Genomic DNA, 15,062 nt, shown 5'->3' with positions numbered 1-15,062 from the left:
CCGCCTCCGAGATCAGAGGCACATGCTCAGGATCTTCAGACGACAGCTCTCCACAGCGCGGGGTTTGCGCTTGGTCACCGTTGCCTGCTTTGAGCCTTTCGACGGCTTGGGACGCTCGTAATCGCCCGCAATCACCATGGCCCAATAGGTGCGCCCGGTCGAACTTTTGACACTGGCGACGCCAACACGCGAGGCATTGTGCAACAGGAGATTTCGTCGGTGTCCCGACGAATTGATCCACTGGTCGAGCGTCTTGGGGAAGCTGTCATAACCGTAGGCGATGTTTTCTGCCGCGCGGCCTGCGCCAGACGGCCGGACGCGGGAGTTGAATGGGCCGAGGACATCATGGTCGAGCCGGTCCTTTGCCGCCATCGCTGCGGCTTGCTCATGCGCAATTCGCGTGAGCGTCGCATCCAGGACGACACGGCCCTCCCCGTGCTGAGCGCGATAGCCCGAAATCATCGCCGCGGGAGATTCAGCTCGAGCAATTGCCGGATAGCAGCAAGCGGCTAGCCAAAGGCAGAGCGAAACCAGGAGTTTCATCTATGTTCCGAAAAAAGGATTTCCGGGGGATGACAACCAGACAAACCCATAAGTCATTGGTTTTGTTATGCCAGGCTGCTGATCTTGGGAGCGCGATGTCGATACACGTTAACGCAGGCGGCAGCAAGGCGATCGCTGGACGGCGCATGCGCCACGATCGCGCCGCCAAATGCTAGCGTGGGCAAGACAACGCAGCAGTGGGTGACGGTGAGGCGACGCGAGTTCATAGCGCTTCTCGGCAGCGCGGCAGCCATTCAACCGCTCGGCGCCCGTGCGGAGCGCCAGCCAGCGCGCATCCTCTATTTCACACTCTCCGCCGGCTACCGGCACGAAGTCATACCGCTTTCCAAGTCAATCCTGACACAGCTTGGAGCGAGTTCCGGAGCTTTTGAGGTCACGGCCAGCGAAGACCCGTCTGCCTTTTCGATCGAGAATCTCAGGCGCTATGCCGCAGTGATGTTCTACACCACGGGAGAGCTCCCAATGAGCGACGCTGAAAAAACGGCCCTCCTTGGTTTTGTGCGCTCGGGCGGCGGTTTCCTCGGTGTCCATTCAGCCACGGACACGTTCTACACTTGGCCGGACTATCTTGATCTGATCGGCGGCTATTTCGATGGTCATCGATGGCATCAGGCCGTGACGATCCAGGTCGTTGATCCCCGTAATGCTCTGGTGACGGATCTCGGCGATACCCTGCAAATCGAGGATGAGATCTACCAGATCAGGGACTTCGACGATCGGAACTCGCACGTCCTCCTGCGCCTCGACCCAAACTCGGTGGAGCTTGGCAAGGCGGGCGTGCATCAACGATCCTATGGCTGGCCCCTCGCCTGGACCCGATCTTACGGCGAGGGGCGCGTGTTCTATACGGCGCTGGGCCACGAGGCCTCGGTATGGCGTGACGCTCGATTTCAGCGCCTCCTTGTGAACGCCATCCTTTGGTCTATCGGGAGATCACCGTAGCTTCGCTGGATTTCTCACAGCAGGAAGGCAAGCGCGGCCTCGCAGCGATCTTCGACCTTCAGCGTGAGATGGTGATCGGCGCGGGTCCGGCCCAGATTGATGGCTGCGATCGGCAGGCCCTTTTGAGCCGCCATCTGCACGAACCGAAAGCCCGAATAGACCATGAGCGAGGAACCGACCACCAGCATGGCGTCGGCTTCGTCCAGATGGCTCTTGGCGGTCGCGACGATGTCGCGCGAAACATTCTCGCCGAAGAAGACGACATCCGGCTTGAGAACGCCGCCGCACGATTGGCAGGACGGGATGACAAAGCTCGAGAAATCCTCCTCAAGATCGGCGTCTCCGTCGGGAGCATCCGCGGCCTCCAGAGCGAGCCATCCGCCGTTCAGGCGTGCCAGTTCGTCCTGAAAGGTCGACCTCGGCGTCGTCGACGCGCATCGGAGGCATCGCACCGTGTCAAGTCGTCCATGCAGGTCGATGACCTGCTTGCTGCCCGCGATCTGGTGAAGCCCGTCCACGTTCTGGGTCAGGAGGATCTTGCTCCGCCCGTTCGCCTCCAGTCTGGCCAGCGCATGGTGGGCATCATTCGGCAACGCGCTGCCAAACCGCCGCCACCCGATCAGGCTCCGTGCCCAATAGCGCTGCTGGGTGGCGTGCTCGCCAATAAAGGCCTGGTAGGTCACCGGCGGCGTGCGCTTCCAGTTGCCGTGGCGGTCGCGATAATCGGGGATGCCGGAATTTGTGCTGCAGCCTGCCCCCGTCAGAACGAACAGACGTGAGTGACGGTCGATGAAGTCTTCAAGCGCACGGTTCTGCATTGCCGCCACTATCTAGTGCACCAGTGTCGCTGGCGCCAGTGGCGGCTAGGCTATCGTGGGCAGGCGCAGACCCGCCTGCTCCATCAGCGGCAGCACGCGACGGCCAAAGAAGTCGAGGTCCGGCTTGAAATCGAAGAAGCTGAGCTGAAGACCGTCTATCCCGGCCTTCTTGAGCTGCAGGAACTGATCGACCACCTGCTCCGGCGTGCCGATCACCTCGATATTGCCGCCGATTGCCCGCCGTTTCGGCGCATCGCGCCCTACCCGGCCTTTCCAGGCGTGCGCGTCGCTGGCAAAATTCTGCATGCTGGCGACTGGGTCGATGTGATCGACGATAGCATCGTGATACTGCCAGGTCTCCCGTTCGGTCTGGCGGCAGATCACCATCGGATTGAGCAGCGTCCGCACCTCGCGCCCGACATCGATCGCGGCCTGCTTGACGCGTTGCGCATGGGCGGGAAGCGCCTCGATCGCGCTCTCGAAGGACGAACCGGCGGGGCTGGTGATGAAGACGATATCCGAATAGCGGCCGGCAAATGCGATGCCGGCGTCCGAGCCGGTGGCATTGACGAGAACAGGCCGGCCGAACCGCGGTTTCGGCGTGACGAAGGCATTGCTCAATCGCCACGGCGACTTGCCGGAGAAGGAGAAGTTCTCGCTATCATTCCACAGCCGCTGCAGCACCTCGATGAATTCCGCCGCCAACTCGTAGCGGCGATCGTGCTCGATCTGGTTCCAGCCGAAGGCTTCGTGCTCGATCGCGCGATGCCCGGTGACGACGTTGATGCCCCAGCGTCCCCCCGAAACATGATCCAGCGTCGCACCATATTTGGCGAGATGCAGCGGATGGATCGGGCCGTAAAGAACGTGGATCGTCGAGATCAGCATGATCTTCGACGTGACCGCCGCGAGCGATGCCGTGGTCATGAAGGAATCGAGCGCCTCGCCGGTGAACACGCCGCCGTAGCCGCCTTTCGGCAGCCATTGCGACAACGCGAAGACGAGATCGAACCCGAACGCCTCGGCGCTCAGCGTCAAATCGCGGTTATAGTCGAAGGTCCACGTGGTCGATCGCGGCAAGGTCGAGGCGCTCCAGCCGCCCGCCTGGATCGGCAGGAACAGGCCGAGCAGCAGCGGCTGCTGGAGCGATTTCGACAGCGGGCTGTCAGGAAATTGCGTCGGACTTGGAAAGATCGGCCATCCAACGATCCCGCCCGGCTTCTGGACTATCGTCATGCCGATTCCCTTATCCTGCGCTCCGTCGCGCGGCTGCGCCAAGCGCCCGGTCGCGGCCGCGCCAGGCCCGGATTGTCGAGCAATGTCGTGCCTTCGTACTGGACGTCGTGCTGCAATTCGCCTCGTTCGGCCAGTTGCCGTGCCGCCGTGCAGACTTCCGATGGCGCCCGAAGCCGGGATCTCGACGAGACTCCCGAGATCTGGGGCAGTGACGCATCTGTCATGACGATGAGATCAGCCAATCACGATAACTCGACTGACAACTTCGCAGAATACGGCCGACAATTCGATGGTCGCAAAATCCATTTTTGGCCGTACGACATTGAATTTGTTCTCTGCGCCTCTCCAATGAGAAAACAAGTTTGGTGATGCTGCTTGGAGTCCGTCGTATGATGCTTGGCTAAGGGACCGTCCCTCTTCACCGAGCGTAACAATCGCGCGACGGTGCAATCTGACGTGTTTTCGATCGTCCTGTTGGTCGCTTATAGTCGGTCGTCGCAGGCGCAGTTCATGCGACCGCTATCCATCGTACGGAGCAGCACCCTGACCGAGCTTTCTCGACGCGATTGGCTGCTGATCAGTACCGCCGCAGCCAGCAGTCTCTTGTATCCAGCCATGGCCGATGCATCAAAACCTGACCGAATTCGCCTCTCGTTGAACGAAAACCCGTTCGGTCCCTCACCCCTGGCGCTGCAAGCGATCAAGGCGCATCTCACCGGTCTCAGCCGCTATACCGGCGATGAGCTCGGCGAACTGACGCAGACGATTGCCATGCGCGAGAATGTTGCAGCGGATCAGGTCGTGCTTGGCGAGATCCTCGACGTGCTCGGCCTCTATCTGTCGGCCCGCGGTGGTCCGGGCGGCGAGTTCGTCTATTCCGAACCCGGCTATACCGCGCTGGTGGATGCCGTCTCCCCCGCCGGCGGCATCGTCGTCGGTGTTCCCCTCAACGACCAGCTTCAGAACGATCTCCCTGCCATCGCCGGCAAGGTCAATGGGCGCACGCGCGCGGTCTATCTGGTCAATCCGCATAATCCGAGCGGCACGGTGAGCGAGCCTGCGCATTTCATCGACTTCGTGCACGAACTCTCCAGGCGCACGCTGGTGATCGTCGATGAGGCCTATCTTGAATTCACGCCGGATTTCGAGAAGCGAACCGTCGCGCGCCTCGTCAACGACGGCGATCAGGTCGCCGTCTTCAGGACATTTGCGAAAATCTACGGGCTTGCGAGCCTTGCCATCGGCTACACGCTCGCGCCCGCCGAGCTGGCCAAGTCCCTAAAGCAGCTCGGCATCGGCGCCTTCTTCGGCCTCAATCAGCTCAGCCTCGTTGCGGCAAACGCCAGTCTGCAAGATCCAGACTACATCCCGTCCGTTCGCGCGAAGGTCACGGCCGAGCGCGATGCGTGGCACGAGCTGTTCCGGCAGCGAAAGGTCCGCTTCACGGAGTCATATGGCAATTTTGTTTTCTTCGACTCCGGCCGACCACATCAGGTGGTTGCGTCCGCGCTCGCAGCGCAAGGCATCGAGATCGGCCGCAGCTTTCCGCCGCTCGAGACATGGGTACGCATTTCGATCGGCCTGCCCGAGGAAAACGCGATCGCCCGGCGGGCTGTCGCGGAGCTGCTGCGTTCGACCTGAGCCCTCCGTCAGGCCCGAGGCCGATGCTCACTCACATATTTGATGTTCTGAAAGGTCTGCAATCCTTCGACCCCGCCTTATCCAGACGCTGGAGAATTTTTTCGGCTTTCGTCTGTTCGAGCGGGACAAGCTCGGCATCCGCCTGACGCCGGAGGGCGAAGAGCTGCAGCGTCAGATTTCGCCTGCGTTCCGCGTCATCGAATCGGTGACGCAGAGGTTGCGATTTTCAGCGTTAGTTGCGGCCTCAATGCGCGAGCAACAGCGGAACGGTTGCGTCCCGCAGCAGAGCGCGGGTCACGCCGCCGAAGATCATCTGGGCGGTTCGCGCATGGCTGTAGGCGCCAACAGCGATCAGATCGCTGGCATGGCGCTTGGCAAAACCAAGGATCGCATCCGCCACCGGAGCGCCGTTGGACTGGATCCGCTCGACCGCCACCTTCACGCCGTGACGGGACAAATACAGCCCCACATCGGCCCCGGGTTCTTGGCCATGGCGGGCATTCTTGTGGGAATCGACCAGGAGGACGGTTACCGATTGCGCGGCTGCAAGCAGCGGAAGCGCATCAGCGATGGCACGGCGCGCCTCGCGGCTGGCGTTCCAGCCGATCACGATGTGCTCGGCCGCCGTCCCACGCCAATGATCGGGCAACAGAAGAATGGGTACACCGGCCGCAAGCAGCAGGGATTCCGCTGACCTTTCTTGCGGCAAGCCGCCCGATCGCGGACTGCCGACAATCACGAGGTCGGAATGAAGCGCGTTCAGCATCGACTCGTCATTGGCCTCCCCGGAACGGAGGAAGCGAAATTCGTAGCTGATGTCCTCACGGGAGGAGACGGCCGCAAAGCTTTGGCTCGCGGCCTTCGTCGCGGCCAGTTCGCTTGCCGCATGACGTTGGATCAGTTCGCGAACCGCGGCCTGTCCTCGAACGAAGGATTCGGATGGATTGCCGTCCCAGCCAAATGGCACCACGAAGATTCCGACCAGATGCGCGCGGTGACGGAATGCGAGTTTGACGGCATAGTCCGCACGCGCTTCGCCGGCGGGCGACGGATCGAAGAAGACGGCTATCGTTCTCAGCGGCACGGAAAACTCCCCAGCGAATTGATAAAAACGCGTAGCGCGGGTCAGGACAATAGCCGTTGAGGTGGATCACGCCCGCTGCGTTGAGGCCAGGAGCACGCCGATCACCGATGCCCATCGACGGCCTCGCGCGACGGTCTTCGTCTCAACCTCGCGAGGGAGCCGTTCGCTCGTCGCGGGCATGGAGGCGGTTCAGCGCTTCTCGAACTTCGTCATCTTCCAGACAATCCAGAACCCAGCCCTTTTCCTTTGCCTGCGTGTCGCTGGCCTGGAGGCTTTTTGGGGTGACAGTTCCGGGTTCGCCGGCAATCACGTTCTTCTTGTCAGCCATGGCTTGTCCTCGGTGATCGAAAAGCGCGCCGTTTCGTTGCGCGATCGAACGCAACATGAGGCATTCGCCGCGGCGCGCGTTGAGCGAGATCAATTTTGTGGCGGGCATCGACGCGCCGGTGCGCCGGTCTGGCTTTGAACCTGCAACCAATGCCATCCGGCAATGGAATTTGCGTTACGTCAACAGCCTGCGGATGCGGCGGTGCAAACTGACGACACGTTCTACAACCCTAAGGCACCGACCGATGCAAGATCAAATCGAAGAGATCAAAGGAGGCACGCACGCGCCTGATGCGTCTCATTGGCCCGCGCCTGCTCCCGCCTCCCAGCATCTGCCCGTGCCGGTCCGCCCAAACGGCAAAGGGCGCGGGTTGCGGATCGCGGCGGCGCTCCTCCTCGTTGCGCTCGGCGCCGGTGGCGGCAGCTATTATGTCTGGAAGCAAATGCATCCGCCGCTTCCTGTCGGCATCAGCGTCGGCAACGGTCGTATCGAAGCCGACGAAATCGACATCAGCACGAAATATGCCGGGCGTGTGTACGAACTGTTGGCCGATATCGGCGACATGGTTGCGCCCGGACAGGTCGTGGCGCGGATGGATACGCGCGATCTCGAGCAGTCGCTCTCGAAATCGGTGGCGCAGGGCCGGCAGGCGCAGCGAGCCATCGAGGAAGCCCAGGCCGTGCTTAGCCAGCAGCAGGCCCAGAAGACGCTGGCCGAGCAGGAAAACCAGCGAACGGAATACCTCCACAAAAATGGGTGGGCGACCAAGGAATTGCTGGATCAGCGCAGGCAACTGCTCGACGCCGCCAACGGTGCGCTTGCCGCCGCCCAAGCCAAGGTGCTCGAAACGCAGCACGCACTCGAAGCCGCTCAACACGATGCCGGTCTCTACAGGGTACAGATCGCTGACAACACCCTAGTGGCGCCGAAGTCGGGGCGGATCCAGTACCGCCTGACCAATATCGGCGAAGTCCGTGCGGCCGGCGGCAAGGTCTTCACGATGCTGGATCTGACCTATGTCTACATGGACGTCTACCTGCCGACGGCGGAAGCCGGCAAGGTCAAGGTCGGCGCCGACGCCCGCATCGTGCTCGACGCCTACCCCGATCACCCGATCCCGGCGAAGGTCTCCTTTGTCGCCAGCCAGGCGCAGTTCACGCCGAAGACGGTGGAGACCAAGACCGAGCGTGACAAGCTGATGTTTCGCATCCGGGTCCGCATCGATCCGGAACGCCTGCTTGCGCGTGCGGATGCGGTCAGAAGCGGCCTGCCCGGTGTCGCCTATGTTCGCTGGGATCCCGCGATCGCGTGGCCGGCGAAGCTGCAGGGTGCTCCATGAACGGCAGCGACGATCCGGTCGCGATCGTTCGGGCTCTCTCCCATCGTTACGGTTCAGTGACGGCGCTCGATTGCATCTCGGCCGACATTCCCGCCGGACGCCTGGTCGGCCTGATCGGGCCCGACGGCGTCGGCAAATCCTCCCTGCTCGCGATCCTCGCGGGCGCGCGGAAAATCCAGGAGGGCGCGGTCGCCGTGCTCGGCACCGACATCGCCAAGGCCGCGGAACGCGCCCTGATCTGTCCGCGCATCGCCTACATGCCGCAGGGGCTCGGCAAGAATCTCTATCCGGACCTGAGCGTTAAGGAGAACGTCGAGTTCTTCGCCCGGCTGTTCGAGCAGTCGCGCAAGGAGCGCGAGTGGCGCATCAATGAGCTCCTGGAAAGCACCGGGCTTGCACCGTTCGCTGACCGCCCAGCCAGCAAGCTGTCGGGCGGAATGCGGCAAAAGCTCGGGCTCTGCTGCTCGCTGATCCATGATCCCGATCTCCTGATTCTCGACGAGCCCACGACCGGCGTCGATCCGCTGTCACGCCGCCAGTTCTGGGATCTCATCGACCGCATACGTGGCCGCACCGCGAAAATGAGCGTGCTCGTCGCCACCGCCTATATGGAAGAGGCCGAGCGCTTCGACTGGCTGTTTGCGATGAAGGAGGGAAAGATTCTCGCGACCGGATCGCCCTCGGATCTCAAACGAGAGACCGGCACCGAATCGATCGAAGACGCGTTCGTCGCCCTGCTCCCGCAGCGACAGCGCACCGGCAACGAAAAGCCGATCGGTCTGCCGCTCGACGGTCACGCCGAGCCCGTCATTGTGGCCAGGGACCTGACCTGCCGGTTCGGCGATTTCACGGCCGTCGACCGCGTGAACTTCACGATCCGCCGCGGCGAGATCTTCGGCTTCGTCGGCTCGAACGGATCGGGCAAGACGACGACGATGAAGATGCTCACCGGGCTCCTGCCGCCGTCCGAGGGCGAGGCGCTGATCTTCGGCGAGGTGCTGCGCGCCGGCGATCTCGAAGCGCGCCGCCATGTCGGCTACATGTCGCAATTCTTCTCCCTCTACGGGGAACTCACGGTTCGCCAGAACCTCGTGCTGCACGCGCGCCTGTTTCACCTGCCTTCCTCTTTTGCCGAGGCGCGCATCGCGGAGCTGATCGTGAAATGCGATCTCGCCGACTATCTCGATGACCTCGCCTCCTCGCTCCCGCTCGGGATCAGGCAGCGGCTGTCGCTCGCGGTCGCCGTCGTCCACAAGCCAGACCTTTTGATCCTGGACGAGCCGACCTCCGGCGTCGACCCGCTGGCGCGCGACCAGTTCTGGCAGCTTCTGATCGACCTGTCGCGCAATCAAGGGATCACCATTTTCGTCTCGACGCATTTCATGAACGAGGCGGCGCGCTGCGATCGGCTGTCGCTGATGCACGAAGGCCGCGTGCTCGCCACCGACACACCGGCCGGACTGATCAAGGCGAGAAACGCCCGGAGCCTCGAGGAGGCGTTCATCGGTTTCCTCGAGCAGGAAAAGCCGGGCACGCCTTCGGCCCTGACCCTCGACCAGCCGCAGGCAACAGCCGCCGGGCCGAACCAGCCGGCCCGCCGCGACGGCAGGCGCAGCTTTTTCAGCTTTCGGCGATTGTTCGCCTACACGATCCGCGAGGGCCTTGAGCTGATGCGCGATCGCATCCGGCTGATGTTCGCCCTGTTCGGCACCGCGCTCCTGATGATCGTCTTCAGTTTCGGCATTTCGGCCGATGTCAACAATCTCACTTTTGCCGTGCTCGACCGCGATCAGACGCCCGAAAGTCGCGCCTATCTGTCCGAGCTGAGAGGATCGCCCTACTTCGTGGAAAAGCCTGCGCTGACCGACTATGCGGATCTCGATCGGCGCCTGAAGAACGGCAATATCAGCGTCAGCATCGAGATTCCCCCGAACTTCGGCCTCGATATCAAGCGCGGGCGGCCTGCCTATGTGTCCGCATGGATCGACGGCGCGATGCCGTTCCGCGCCTCGACCATCAGGGGTTATCTGCAAGGCATGCACCAGCTCTATCTTAGCAATCCCGTGCTGAAGACGACGGTGGCGGCCGCGCCCCTGCCCGCCAATATCGAAGTCCGCTTCAAGTACAACCAGGATTTCGACAGCATCTACGCGATGGTGCCCTCGACACTTGCGATGATGCTGGCGCTGTTTCCGGCGATCCTGATGGCGCTCGCGGTGGTTCGCGAGAAGGAGCTCGGCTCGATCACCAATCTTTACGTCACCCCGGTGACGCGGCTGGAATTTCTCGTCGGCAAGCAGCTGCCTTACGTGGCGGTCGCGCTGATCAATTTCATCATCATGTTCGCGATGGCGGTGTTCATTTTCAACGTGCCGCTGAAGGGCAGCTTCGTTGCGCTGCTGGCCGGCACGGCCATCTACGTCTTTACGACGACCGGCTATGGCATGCTGATCTCGACCTTCTGCACGACCCAGATCGCTGCGTTGTTCGGCACCGCGATCCTCACCATCCTGCCGGCCCAGCAATTTTCGGGCATGATGACGCCCGTATCCTCGCTTTCCGGTTCGGCGCAGCTCATCGGCCTTTGCTTCCCGATGAGCTATTATCGTCCGATCAGCGTCGGCACCTTCACCAAGGGACTTGGCCTCGCCGATCTCGGTTCGAGCATCCTCATGCTGCTCGTCTTCGTCCCCGTGCTGACGGTGCTCAGCATGGTGCTGCTTCCAAAGCAGGAGCGATGAGGCCATGCGCTCTCTTTCCAACATTTTCTGGCTCGGCACGAAGGAACTGCGCAGCTTCTTCAGCGACTGGGTGCTGCTCGGCTTCGTGATCTACTCGTTCTCGCTTGCCGTGATCAGCCAGGCGCAAAGCAATTCCCAGGAGGTGTTCCATGCCTCGATCGGGATCGTTGATGAAGATCATTCGGAGTTGTCGCGCCGGATCACGCATGCGTTCCTGATGCCCTATTTCAAGGAGCCGGTGGCGATCGCGCAGGCCGACATCGAGCACCTGATGGACACAGGAAAATACACCTTCGTCATCGACATTCCCCCGAACTTCCAGCGCGACGTCCTGGCGGGTCGCCAGCCCGGGCTGCAGATCAATGTCGATGCCACCGCGATGATCCAGGCCGGCCTGGGATCGGGCTACGCGCAACAGATCATCAACACCGAGATCGCCCAGTTCGTGTCGCAGGTCGAGCGCGTGCCGGAATCGCCGGTCAATCTGGCGGTGAGGATCGCGTTCAATCCCAACGTGACGACCGCCTGGTTCTCCAGCGTCATGGGCATCATTTCGAGCGTCACCATGCTCGCGATCATCCTCGCCGGCGCAGCGCTGGTGCGCGAGCGCGAGCACGGCACGATGGATCATCTGCTGGTGATGCCGCTCAGCCCGTTCGAGATCGCGATGTCGAAGATCTGGGCCAACGGCTTCGTCATCGCGGTCGCGGTTGCGCTGTCGCTCTATCTGGTGGTCCGCTTGCTCCTGAAAATCCCGATCGCAGGCTCGATCCCGCTGTTCATGTTTGGAACGATCCTCTATCTGTTCTTCGCGACCGCGATCGGGCTGTTTCTGGGCACGGTTGCGCGATCGATGCCGCAGCTCGGCCTGCTCTACATGCTGGTCGCCGTCCCCATGAACGTCCTGTCGGGTGGCGCCACGCCGCTGGAGAGCATGCCGACCTGGCTCGCGACCGTGATGCAGGCATCGCCTTCGACCCACTTTGTCTCCTTCGCGCAGTCGATCCTCTATCGTGGCGCCGGCCTCGATGTGGTGTGGCCGCAATTCCTCGCCGTTGCCGGTATCGCCTCGCTGTTCCTGATGCTGTCGCTGCTGCGCTTCCGGTCCACGCTCAGTTCGGCGTCAAGCTAGAGACGCACCGCGCCCGCCCGCCTAGAACATCTCCAGGCTTTGCGGGATAGCCGCATTCCACGCGGGGCTTCGGACGATCACGTTCACGTGCTCGGCCGGCGGCTTGATCTTCGGCAACATCGAACGAGCTTGTCTAACGATGATCGATGCGACCGGAGGTCGAACATGCGCAAATCCATCATTCTTGCCGCGCTCGGCGCGGCCGTTTCAATCACGGCATCACACGGCGTTCATGCAGCGGACCCGGTGCCCAAATTCGACGTCGCCCGCATCTGCAAGGCCGAAACGGCAGAGACGGTGGGGGGCGGAGAAACCCTGGCGTCATGCGTGAAGGCCGAAGAGCAGGCCAGAACGCAACTGGCCGGACAATGGAGCAAGTTCACGACGCAGGACAAGGCGACATGTATCAGCGAATCCAGCATCGATGGTACGCCGAGCTATGTCGAGCTCGAGACCTGCCTCGAAATGGCTGCGGACGCGCATACGACGACGGGAGCGCGACGATAACGGCAGGCACTATCGTCCCTTGAACCGCGGCTTCCGGCGTCGGTGAGCTGGCGAAGCGCCTCCGGCGACAGCGCGTTGATTCCGTCCCCGCGGTCGAAGCGCACGACCGCGATGCGGCCTTCCGGACCCAGGCCTTTTTCGATTTTTACGTATTCCGCCACGATTGCCTCCCTGTCATGGCCGAAAATGCTAGAGCATGATCCGGAAAAGTGGAAACCGGTTTTCCCTCGCGACAAACGCAAAGCGTTTGCGCGGAGATCATGCTCAAACAGGCTGTCTCTATGCCTCGACATACCCCGGCTTCTTCGCCTATCTTCACCGCCATGAGCGATCACGATCATCATCACGACCACGACCATTCGGAACTGTCCGAGACCGAGCTGCGCGTGCGCGCGCTCGAGACGATCCTGACCGAGAAGGGCTATGTCGAGCCGGCCGCCCTGGACGCCATCATCCAGGCCTATGAGACCCGGATCGGCCCCCACAACGGCGCGCAGGTCGTCGCCAAAGCCTGGACGGATCCTGCATTCAAGAAGGCGCTGCTCGAAGACGGCACCAAGGCCGTCGGCACCCTCGGCCATGTCAGCCGCGTCGGCGATCATCTCGTCGTGGTCGAGAACACGCCTGATCGCCACAACATGGTCGTGTGCACTTTGTGCTCCTGCTACCCTTGGGAGATGCTCGGCCTGCCACCGGTCTGGTACAAGGCCGCGCCCTATCGCTCGCGCGCAGTGAAAGACCCGCGCGGCGTGCTCGCCGATTTCGGCGTGACGCTGCCGAAGGAGACCGAAATCCGGGTCTGGGACTCGACCGCCGAGACACGCTTCCTGGTGCTGCCGATGCGCCCTGAAGGCACGGAAGGCTGGAGCGAGGCGCAGCTTGCCGACCTCGTCACGCGCGATTCCATGATCGGCACTGGATTTCCGAAAGAGCCGGGAGCGCCGTCATGAACGGCGTGCACGACATGGGCGGCATGGACGGGTTCGGCAAGGTCGAGCCCGAACCGAACGAGCCGATGTTCCATGCAGATTGGGAAGCGCGGGTGATGGCGATGGTGCGCGCCATGGGCGCCGCTGGTGCCTTCAACATCGACACCTCGCGCTATTATCGCGAAACCTTGCCGCCGCACGTCTACCTTGCCAGTTCCTACTACAAGAAGTGGCTGCTCGGGCTCGAGGAGTTGCTGCTGGAGAAGGGGTTCATCGCAAAAGAGGAAGTCGCGGCCGGCCATGCGGTGCAGCCGCCGAAGCCGCTCAAGCATGGCAAATTCGCGCTCGATGACGTCGAGCGCGTGATGGTGCGCGGCAAGTTCGGTCGCGCGGCGTCGGCGCCGGCGAAGTTCAAGCCGGGCGACAAGGTGCGCGCGAAGAACATCCATCCCCTCACCCACACGCGGCTGCCCCGCTATGTGCGCGGCCATGTCGGCGTGGTCGAGCGCGACCATGGCTGTCACGTGTTTCCGGATTCGGCCGCAATGGAAGCCGGCGAGAACCCGCAGTGGCTCTACACCGTGGTGTTCGCTGGGCCCGAATTGTGGGGACCGGAGTCCGATCCGACCGTCAAGATTTCGGTCGACGCCTTCGAGCCATATCTGGAGCCGGCCTGATGGATAGCGCTGCTGCCGCGCGCGCCACGGCCGCCGTGCCGAGCATCCCGCGCGACGATGAAGGCCCGGTGTTCCGCGAACCCTGGGAGGCGCAGGCCTTTGCGATGGCGCTGACGCTGCACGAGCGCGGCCTGTTCACGTGGCGCGAATGGGCGGCAGCCCTCGCCGACCAGATCAAGCGCGCGCAGGCAGAAGGTGACCCTGACACCGGCGAGACCTATTACCACCACTGGCTCGCGACACTGGAACATCTGATCGCCGAAAAAGGCGTCACCACCACCGAGACCCTGCACCGCTACCGCAACGCCTGGGACCACGCCGCCGACCGCACCCCGCACGGCAAGCCGATCGAACTGCGGCCAGAGGACTTTGCGGGCTAGCGGCTGGCCACATACTCCCGCCATCCCCGCTCCCGTAGCGTGCACGCCGGGCATTCGCCGCAGCCGTAGCCCCAATCGTGGGGCGCGCCGCGGTCGCCGAGATAGCAGGTGTGGGAGTGCTCGCGGATCAGGTCGACCAGGCCGGTGCCACCGAGGTCAAGGGCGAGCTTCCAGGTCTCGGCCTTGCTCAGCCACATCAGCGGTGTGTGCAGTTCGAAATCCTTGGCCATGCCGAGGCTGAGCGCCGACTGCAGCGCCTTGATGGTGTCGTTGCGGCAATCGGGATAGCCGGAATAGTCCGTCTCGCACATGCCGCCGACGATGTGGCGGATGCCGCGCCGGTAGGCCAGCGCGGCGGCGAAGGTCAGGAACACCAGGTTGCGGCCCGGCACGAAGGTATTGGGCAGGCCGTCCGCGCCCATCGCGATCGCAACGTCGCGCGTCAGCGCGGTGTCGGAGATTTCGGCCAGCGTCGGGATTTCCAGCGTGTGACACTCGCCCAGCTTTGAAGCCCAGTCCGGCCGCAGTGCCTTGATCCCCGCAACCAGCCGCTCGCGGCAATCGAGCTCGATCGCGTGGCGCTGGCCATAGGCAAAGCCGAGCATTTCGACGCGCGCGAACTGCTCGAGTGACCAGGCAAGGCAGGTGGTGGAATCCTGCCCGCCGGAGAACAACACCAGCGCGGTTTCAGACGAGAAATTGTCGCTCATGGCGTGCGCTTTAGCACCGCCTGAGATGGCCGCC

The 15,062-nt window shown here is 62.7% G+C and carries 14 protein-coding genes and 1 pseudogene; 8 read left to right on the top strand and 7 right to left on the bottom strand.

The genetic code is table 11. From position 1 onward, the window contains the following. Positions 1-12: 12 nt before the first annotated feature. On the bottom strand, positions 13-543 hold the full coding sequence (locus I6F35_RS12525) for a CAP domain-containing protein (RefSeq protein ID WP_225117967.1): 531 nt from the start codon (positions 541-543) through the stop codon (positions 13-15). Between the two features lie 177 nt (positions 544-720). Between I6F35_RS12525 and I6F35_RS12520 the strand changes: the two genes are divergently transcribed. Continuing rightward, positions 721-1,506, top strand: coding sequence for a ThuA domain-containing protein (locus I6F35_RS12520; protein ID WP_225117966.1), 786 nt, complete (start codon positions 721-723; stop codon positions 1,504-1,506). A gap of 14 nt (positions 1,507-1,520) precedes the next feature. Here I6F35_RS12520 and I6F35_RS12515 read toward each other — a convergent pair whose 3' ends face one another. Beyond that, the gene (locus tag I6F35_RS12515) at positions 1,521-2,324 is read right to left on the bottom strand and encodes an NAD-dependent protein deacetylase (protein ID WP_225117965.1); all 804 of its coding nucleotides are present in this window, start codon (positions 2,322-2,324) and stop codon (positions 1,521-1,523) included. Positions 2,325-2,369: 45 nt separating this feature from the next. Next, positions 2,370-3,560, bottom strand: coding sequence for an LLM class flavin-dependent oxidoreductase (locus tag I6F35_RS12510; RefSeq protein WP_225117964.1), 1,191 nt, complete (start codon positions 3,558-3,560; stop codon positions 2,370-2,372). A 510-nt stretch (positions 3,561-4,070) separates the two neighbouring features. Between I6F35_RS12510 and I6F35_RS12505 the strand changes: the two genes are divergently transcribed. Beyond that, positions 4,071-5,201, top strand: a complete 1,131-nt coding sequence (locus I6F35_RS12505; RefSeq protein ID WP_346283156.1) for a histidinol-phosphate transaminase — start codon at positions 4,071-4,073, stop codon at positions 5,199-5,201. A gap of 244 nt (positions 5,202-5,445) precedes the next feature. On the opposite strand, the gene I6F35_RS12500 is transcribed toward I6F35_RS12505, so the two are convergent. Both I6F35_RS12500 and I6F35_RS12495 read right to left on the bottom strand, forming a co-directional pair. Continuing rightward, positions 5,446-6,285, bottom strand: a complete 840-nt coding sequence (locus tag I6F35_RS12500) for a universal stress protein (protein WP_225117962.1) — start codon at positions 6,283-6,285, stop codon at positions 5,446-5,448. Positions 6,286-6,427: 142 nt separating this feature from the next. Next, complete coding sequence (locus I6F35_RS12495) at positions 6,428-6,721, bottom strand: hypothetical protein (RefSeq protein ID WP_225117961.1); 294 nt, start codon at positions 6,719-6,721, stop codon at positions 6,428-6,430. Here I6F35_RS12495 and I6F35_RS12490 point away from each other — a divergent pair. Genes I6F35_RS12490 through I6F35_RS12480 form a run of 3 tightly spaced genes read left to right on the top strand, consistent with a single transcriptional unit; the run spans position 6,711 to position 11,825 of the window. Then, positions 6,711-7,952: an HlyD family efflux transporter periplasmic adaptor subunit gene (locus I6F35_RS12490; RefSeq protein WP_225117960.1), complete on the top strand. Its 1,242-nt coding sequence runs from the start codon at positions 6,711-6,713 to the stop codon at positions 7,950-7,952. The two genes, I6F35_RS12495 and I6F35_RS12490, sit on opposite strands and share 11 nt — an antisense overlap. Further along, a complete protein-coding gene (rbbA, locus tag I6F35_RS12485) occupies positions 7,949-10,693 on the top strand; it encodes a ribosome-associated ATPase/putative transporter RbbA (protein ID WP_225117959.1) in 2,745 nt (914 codons plus the stop codon). Before I6F35_RS12490 ends, rbbA begins: the two co-directional genes overlap by 4 nt. Positions 10,694-10,697: 4 nt before the next feature. After that, positions 10,698-11,825: an ABC transporter permease gene (locus I6F35_RS12480; RefSeq protein ID WP_225117958.1), complete on the top strand. Its 1,128-nt coding sequence runs from the start codon at positions 10,698-10,700 to the stop codon at positions 11,823-11,825. A gap of 444 nt (positions 11,826-12,269) precedes the next feature. Here I6F35_RS12480 and I6F35_RS12475 read toward each other — a convergent pair. Then, positions 12,270-12,493: pseudogene (locus tag I6F35_RS12475) on the bottom strand (enoyl-CoA hydratase/isomerase family protein); the annotation flags it as partial. Between the two features lie 162 nt (positions 12,494-12,655). On the opposite strand from I6F35_RS12475, the gene nthA reads away from it, so the two are divergent. From nthA to I6F35_RS12460, 3 genes are read left to right on the top strand one after another with little or no spacing between them, the layout of a single operon-like run. Beyond that, entirely contained in the window at positions 12,656-13,282 is a 627-nt protein-coding gene (nthA, locus tag I6F35_RS12470; RefSeq protein WP_225118040.1) for a nitrile hydratase subunit alpha, read from the top strand. Next, positions 13,279-13,938, top strand: coding sequence for a nitrile hydratase subunit beta (gene nthB, locus I6F35_RS12465; RefSeq protein WP_225117957.1), 660 nt, complete (start codon positions 13,279-13,281; stop codon positions 13,936-13,938). The genes nthA and nthB overlap by 4 nt, the downstream gene beginning before the upstream one ends. After that, positions 13,938-14,318 carry a nitrile hydratase accessory protein gene (locus I6F35_RS12460; protein ID WP_225117956.1) on the top strand — a complete coding sequence of 127 codons (381 nt, stop codon included), beginning with the start codon at positions 13,938-13,940 and terminating at the stop codon, positions 14,316-14,318. Before nthB ends, I6F35_RS12460 begins: the two co-directional genes overlap by 1 nt. Here the strand turns inward: I6F35_RS12460 and queC are convergent. Then, a complete protein-coding gene (gene queC, locus I6F35_RS12455) occupies positions 14,315-15,028 on the bottom strand; it encodes a 7-cyano-7-deazaguanine synthase QueC (RefSeq protein ID WP_225117955.1) in 714 nt (237 codons plus the stop codon). The two genes, I6F35_RS12460 and queC, sit on opposite strands and share 4 nt — an antisense overlap. Between the last annotated feature and the right edge of the window lie 34 nt (positions 15,029-15,062).

It is taken from the genome of Bradyrhizobium sp. BRP22 (assembly GCF_020194175.1).
GTDB lineage: Bacteria > Pseudomonadota > Alphaproteobacteria > Rhizobiales > Xanthobacteraceae > Bradyrhizobium.
The sequence above is the reverse complement of the archived record's forward strand: the minus strand, read 5'-3'. Positions and strand labels throughout refer to the sequence as shown.

Coding starts and splice junctions, on each gene's coding strand:
- queC (WP_225117955.1), bottom strand. CDS start 15,028: ATGAGCGACAATTTCTCGTCTGAAACCGCGCTGGTGTTGTTCTCCGGC.
- I6F35_RS12480 (WP_225117958.1), top strand. CDS start 10,698: ATGCGCTCTCTTTCCAACATTTTCTGGCTCGGCACGAAGGAACTGCGC.
- I6F35_RS12505 (WP_346283156.1), top strand. CDS start 4,071: ATGCGACCGCTATCCATCGTACGGAGCAGCACCCTGACCGAGCTTTCT.
- I6F35_RS12510 (WP_225117964.1), bottom strand. CDS start 3,560: ATGACGATAGTCCAGAAGCCGGGCGGGATCGTTGGATGGCCGATCTTT.
- nthA (WP_225118040.1), top strand. CDS start 12,656: ATGAGCGATCACGATCATCATCACGACCACGACCATTCGGAACTGTCC.
- I6F35_RS12495 (WP_225117961.1), bottom strand. CDS start 6,721: ATGCCCGCCACAAAATTGATCTCGCTCAACGCGCGCCGCGGCGAATGC.
- I6F35_RS12515 (WP_225117965.1), bottom strand. CDS start 2,324: ATGCAGAACCGTGCGCTTGAAGACTTCATCGACCGTCACTCACGTCTG.
- I6F35_RS12460 (WP_225117956.1), top strand. CDS start 13,938: ATGGATAGCGCTGCTGCCGCGCGCGCCACGGCCGCCGTGCCGAGCATC.
- rbbA (WP_225117959.1), top strand. CDS start 7,949: ATGAACGGCAGCGACGATCCGGTCGCGATCGTTCGGGCTCTCTCCCAT.
- I6F35_RS12525 (WP_225117967.1), bottom strand. CDS start 543: ATGAAACTCCTGGTTTCGCTCTGCCTTTGGCTAGCCGCTTGCTGCTAT.
- nthB (WP_225117957.1), top strand. CDS start 13,279: ATGAACGGCGTGCACGACATGGGCGGCATGGACGGGTTCGGCAAGGTC.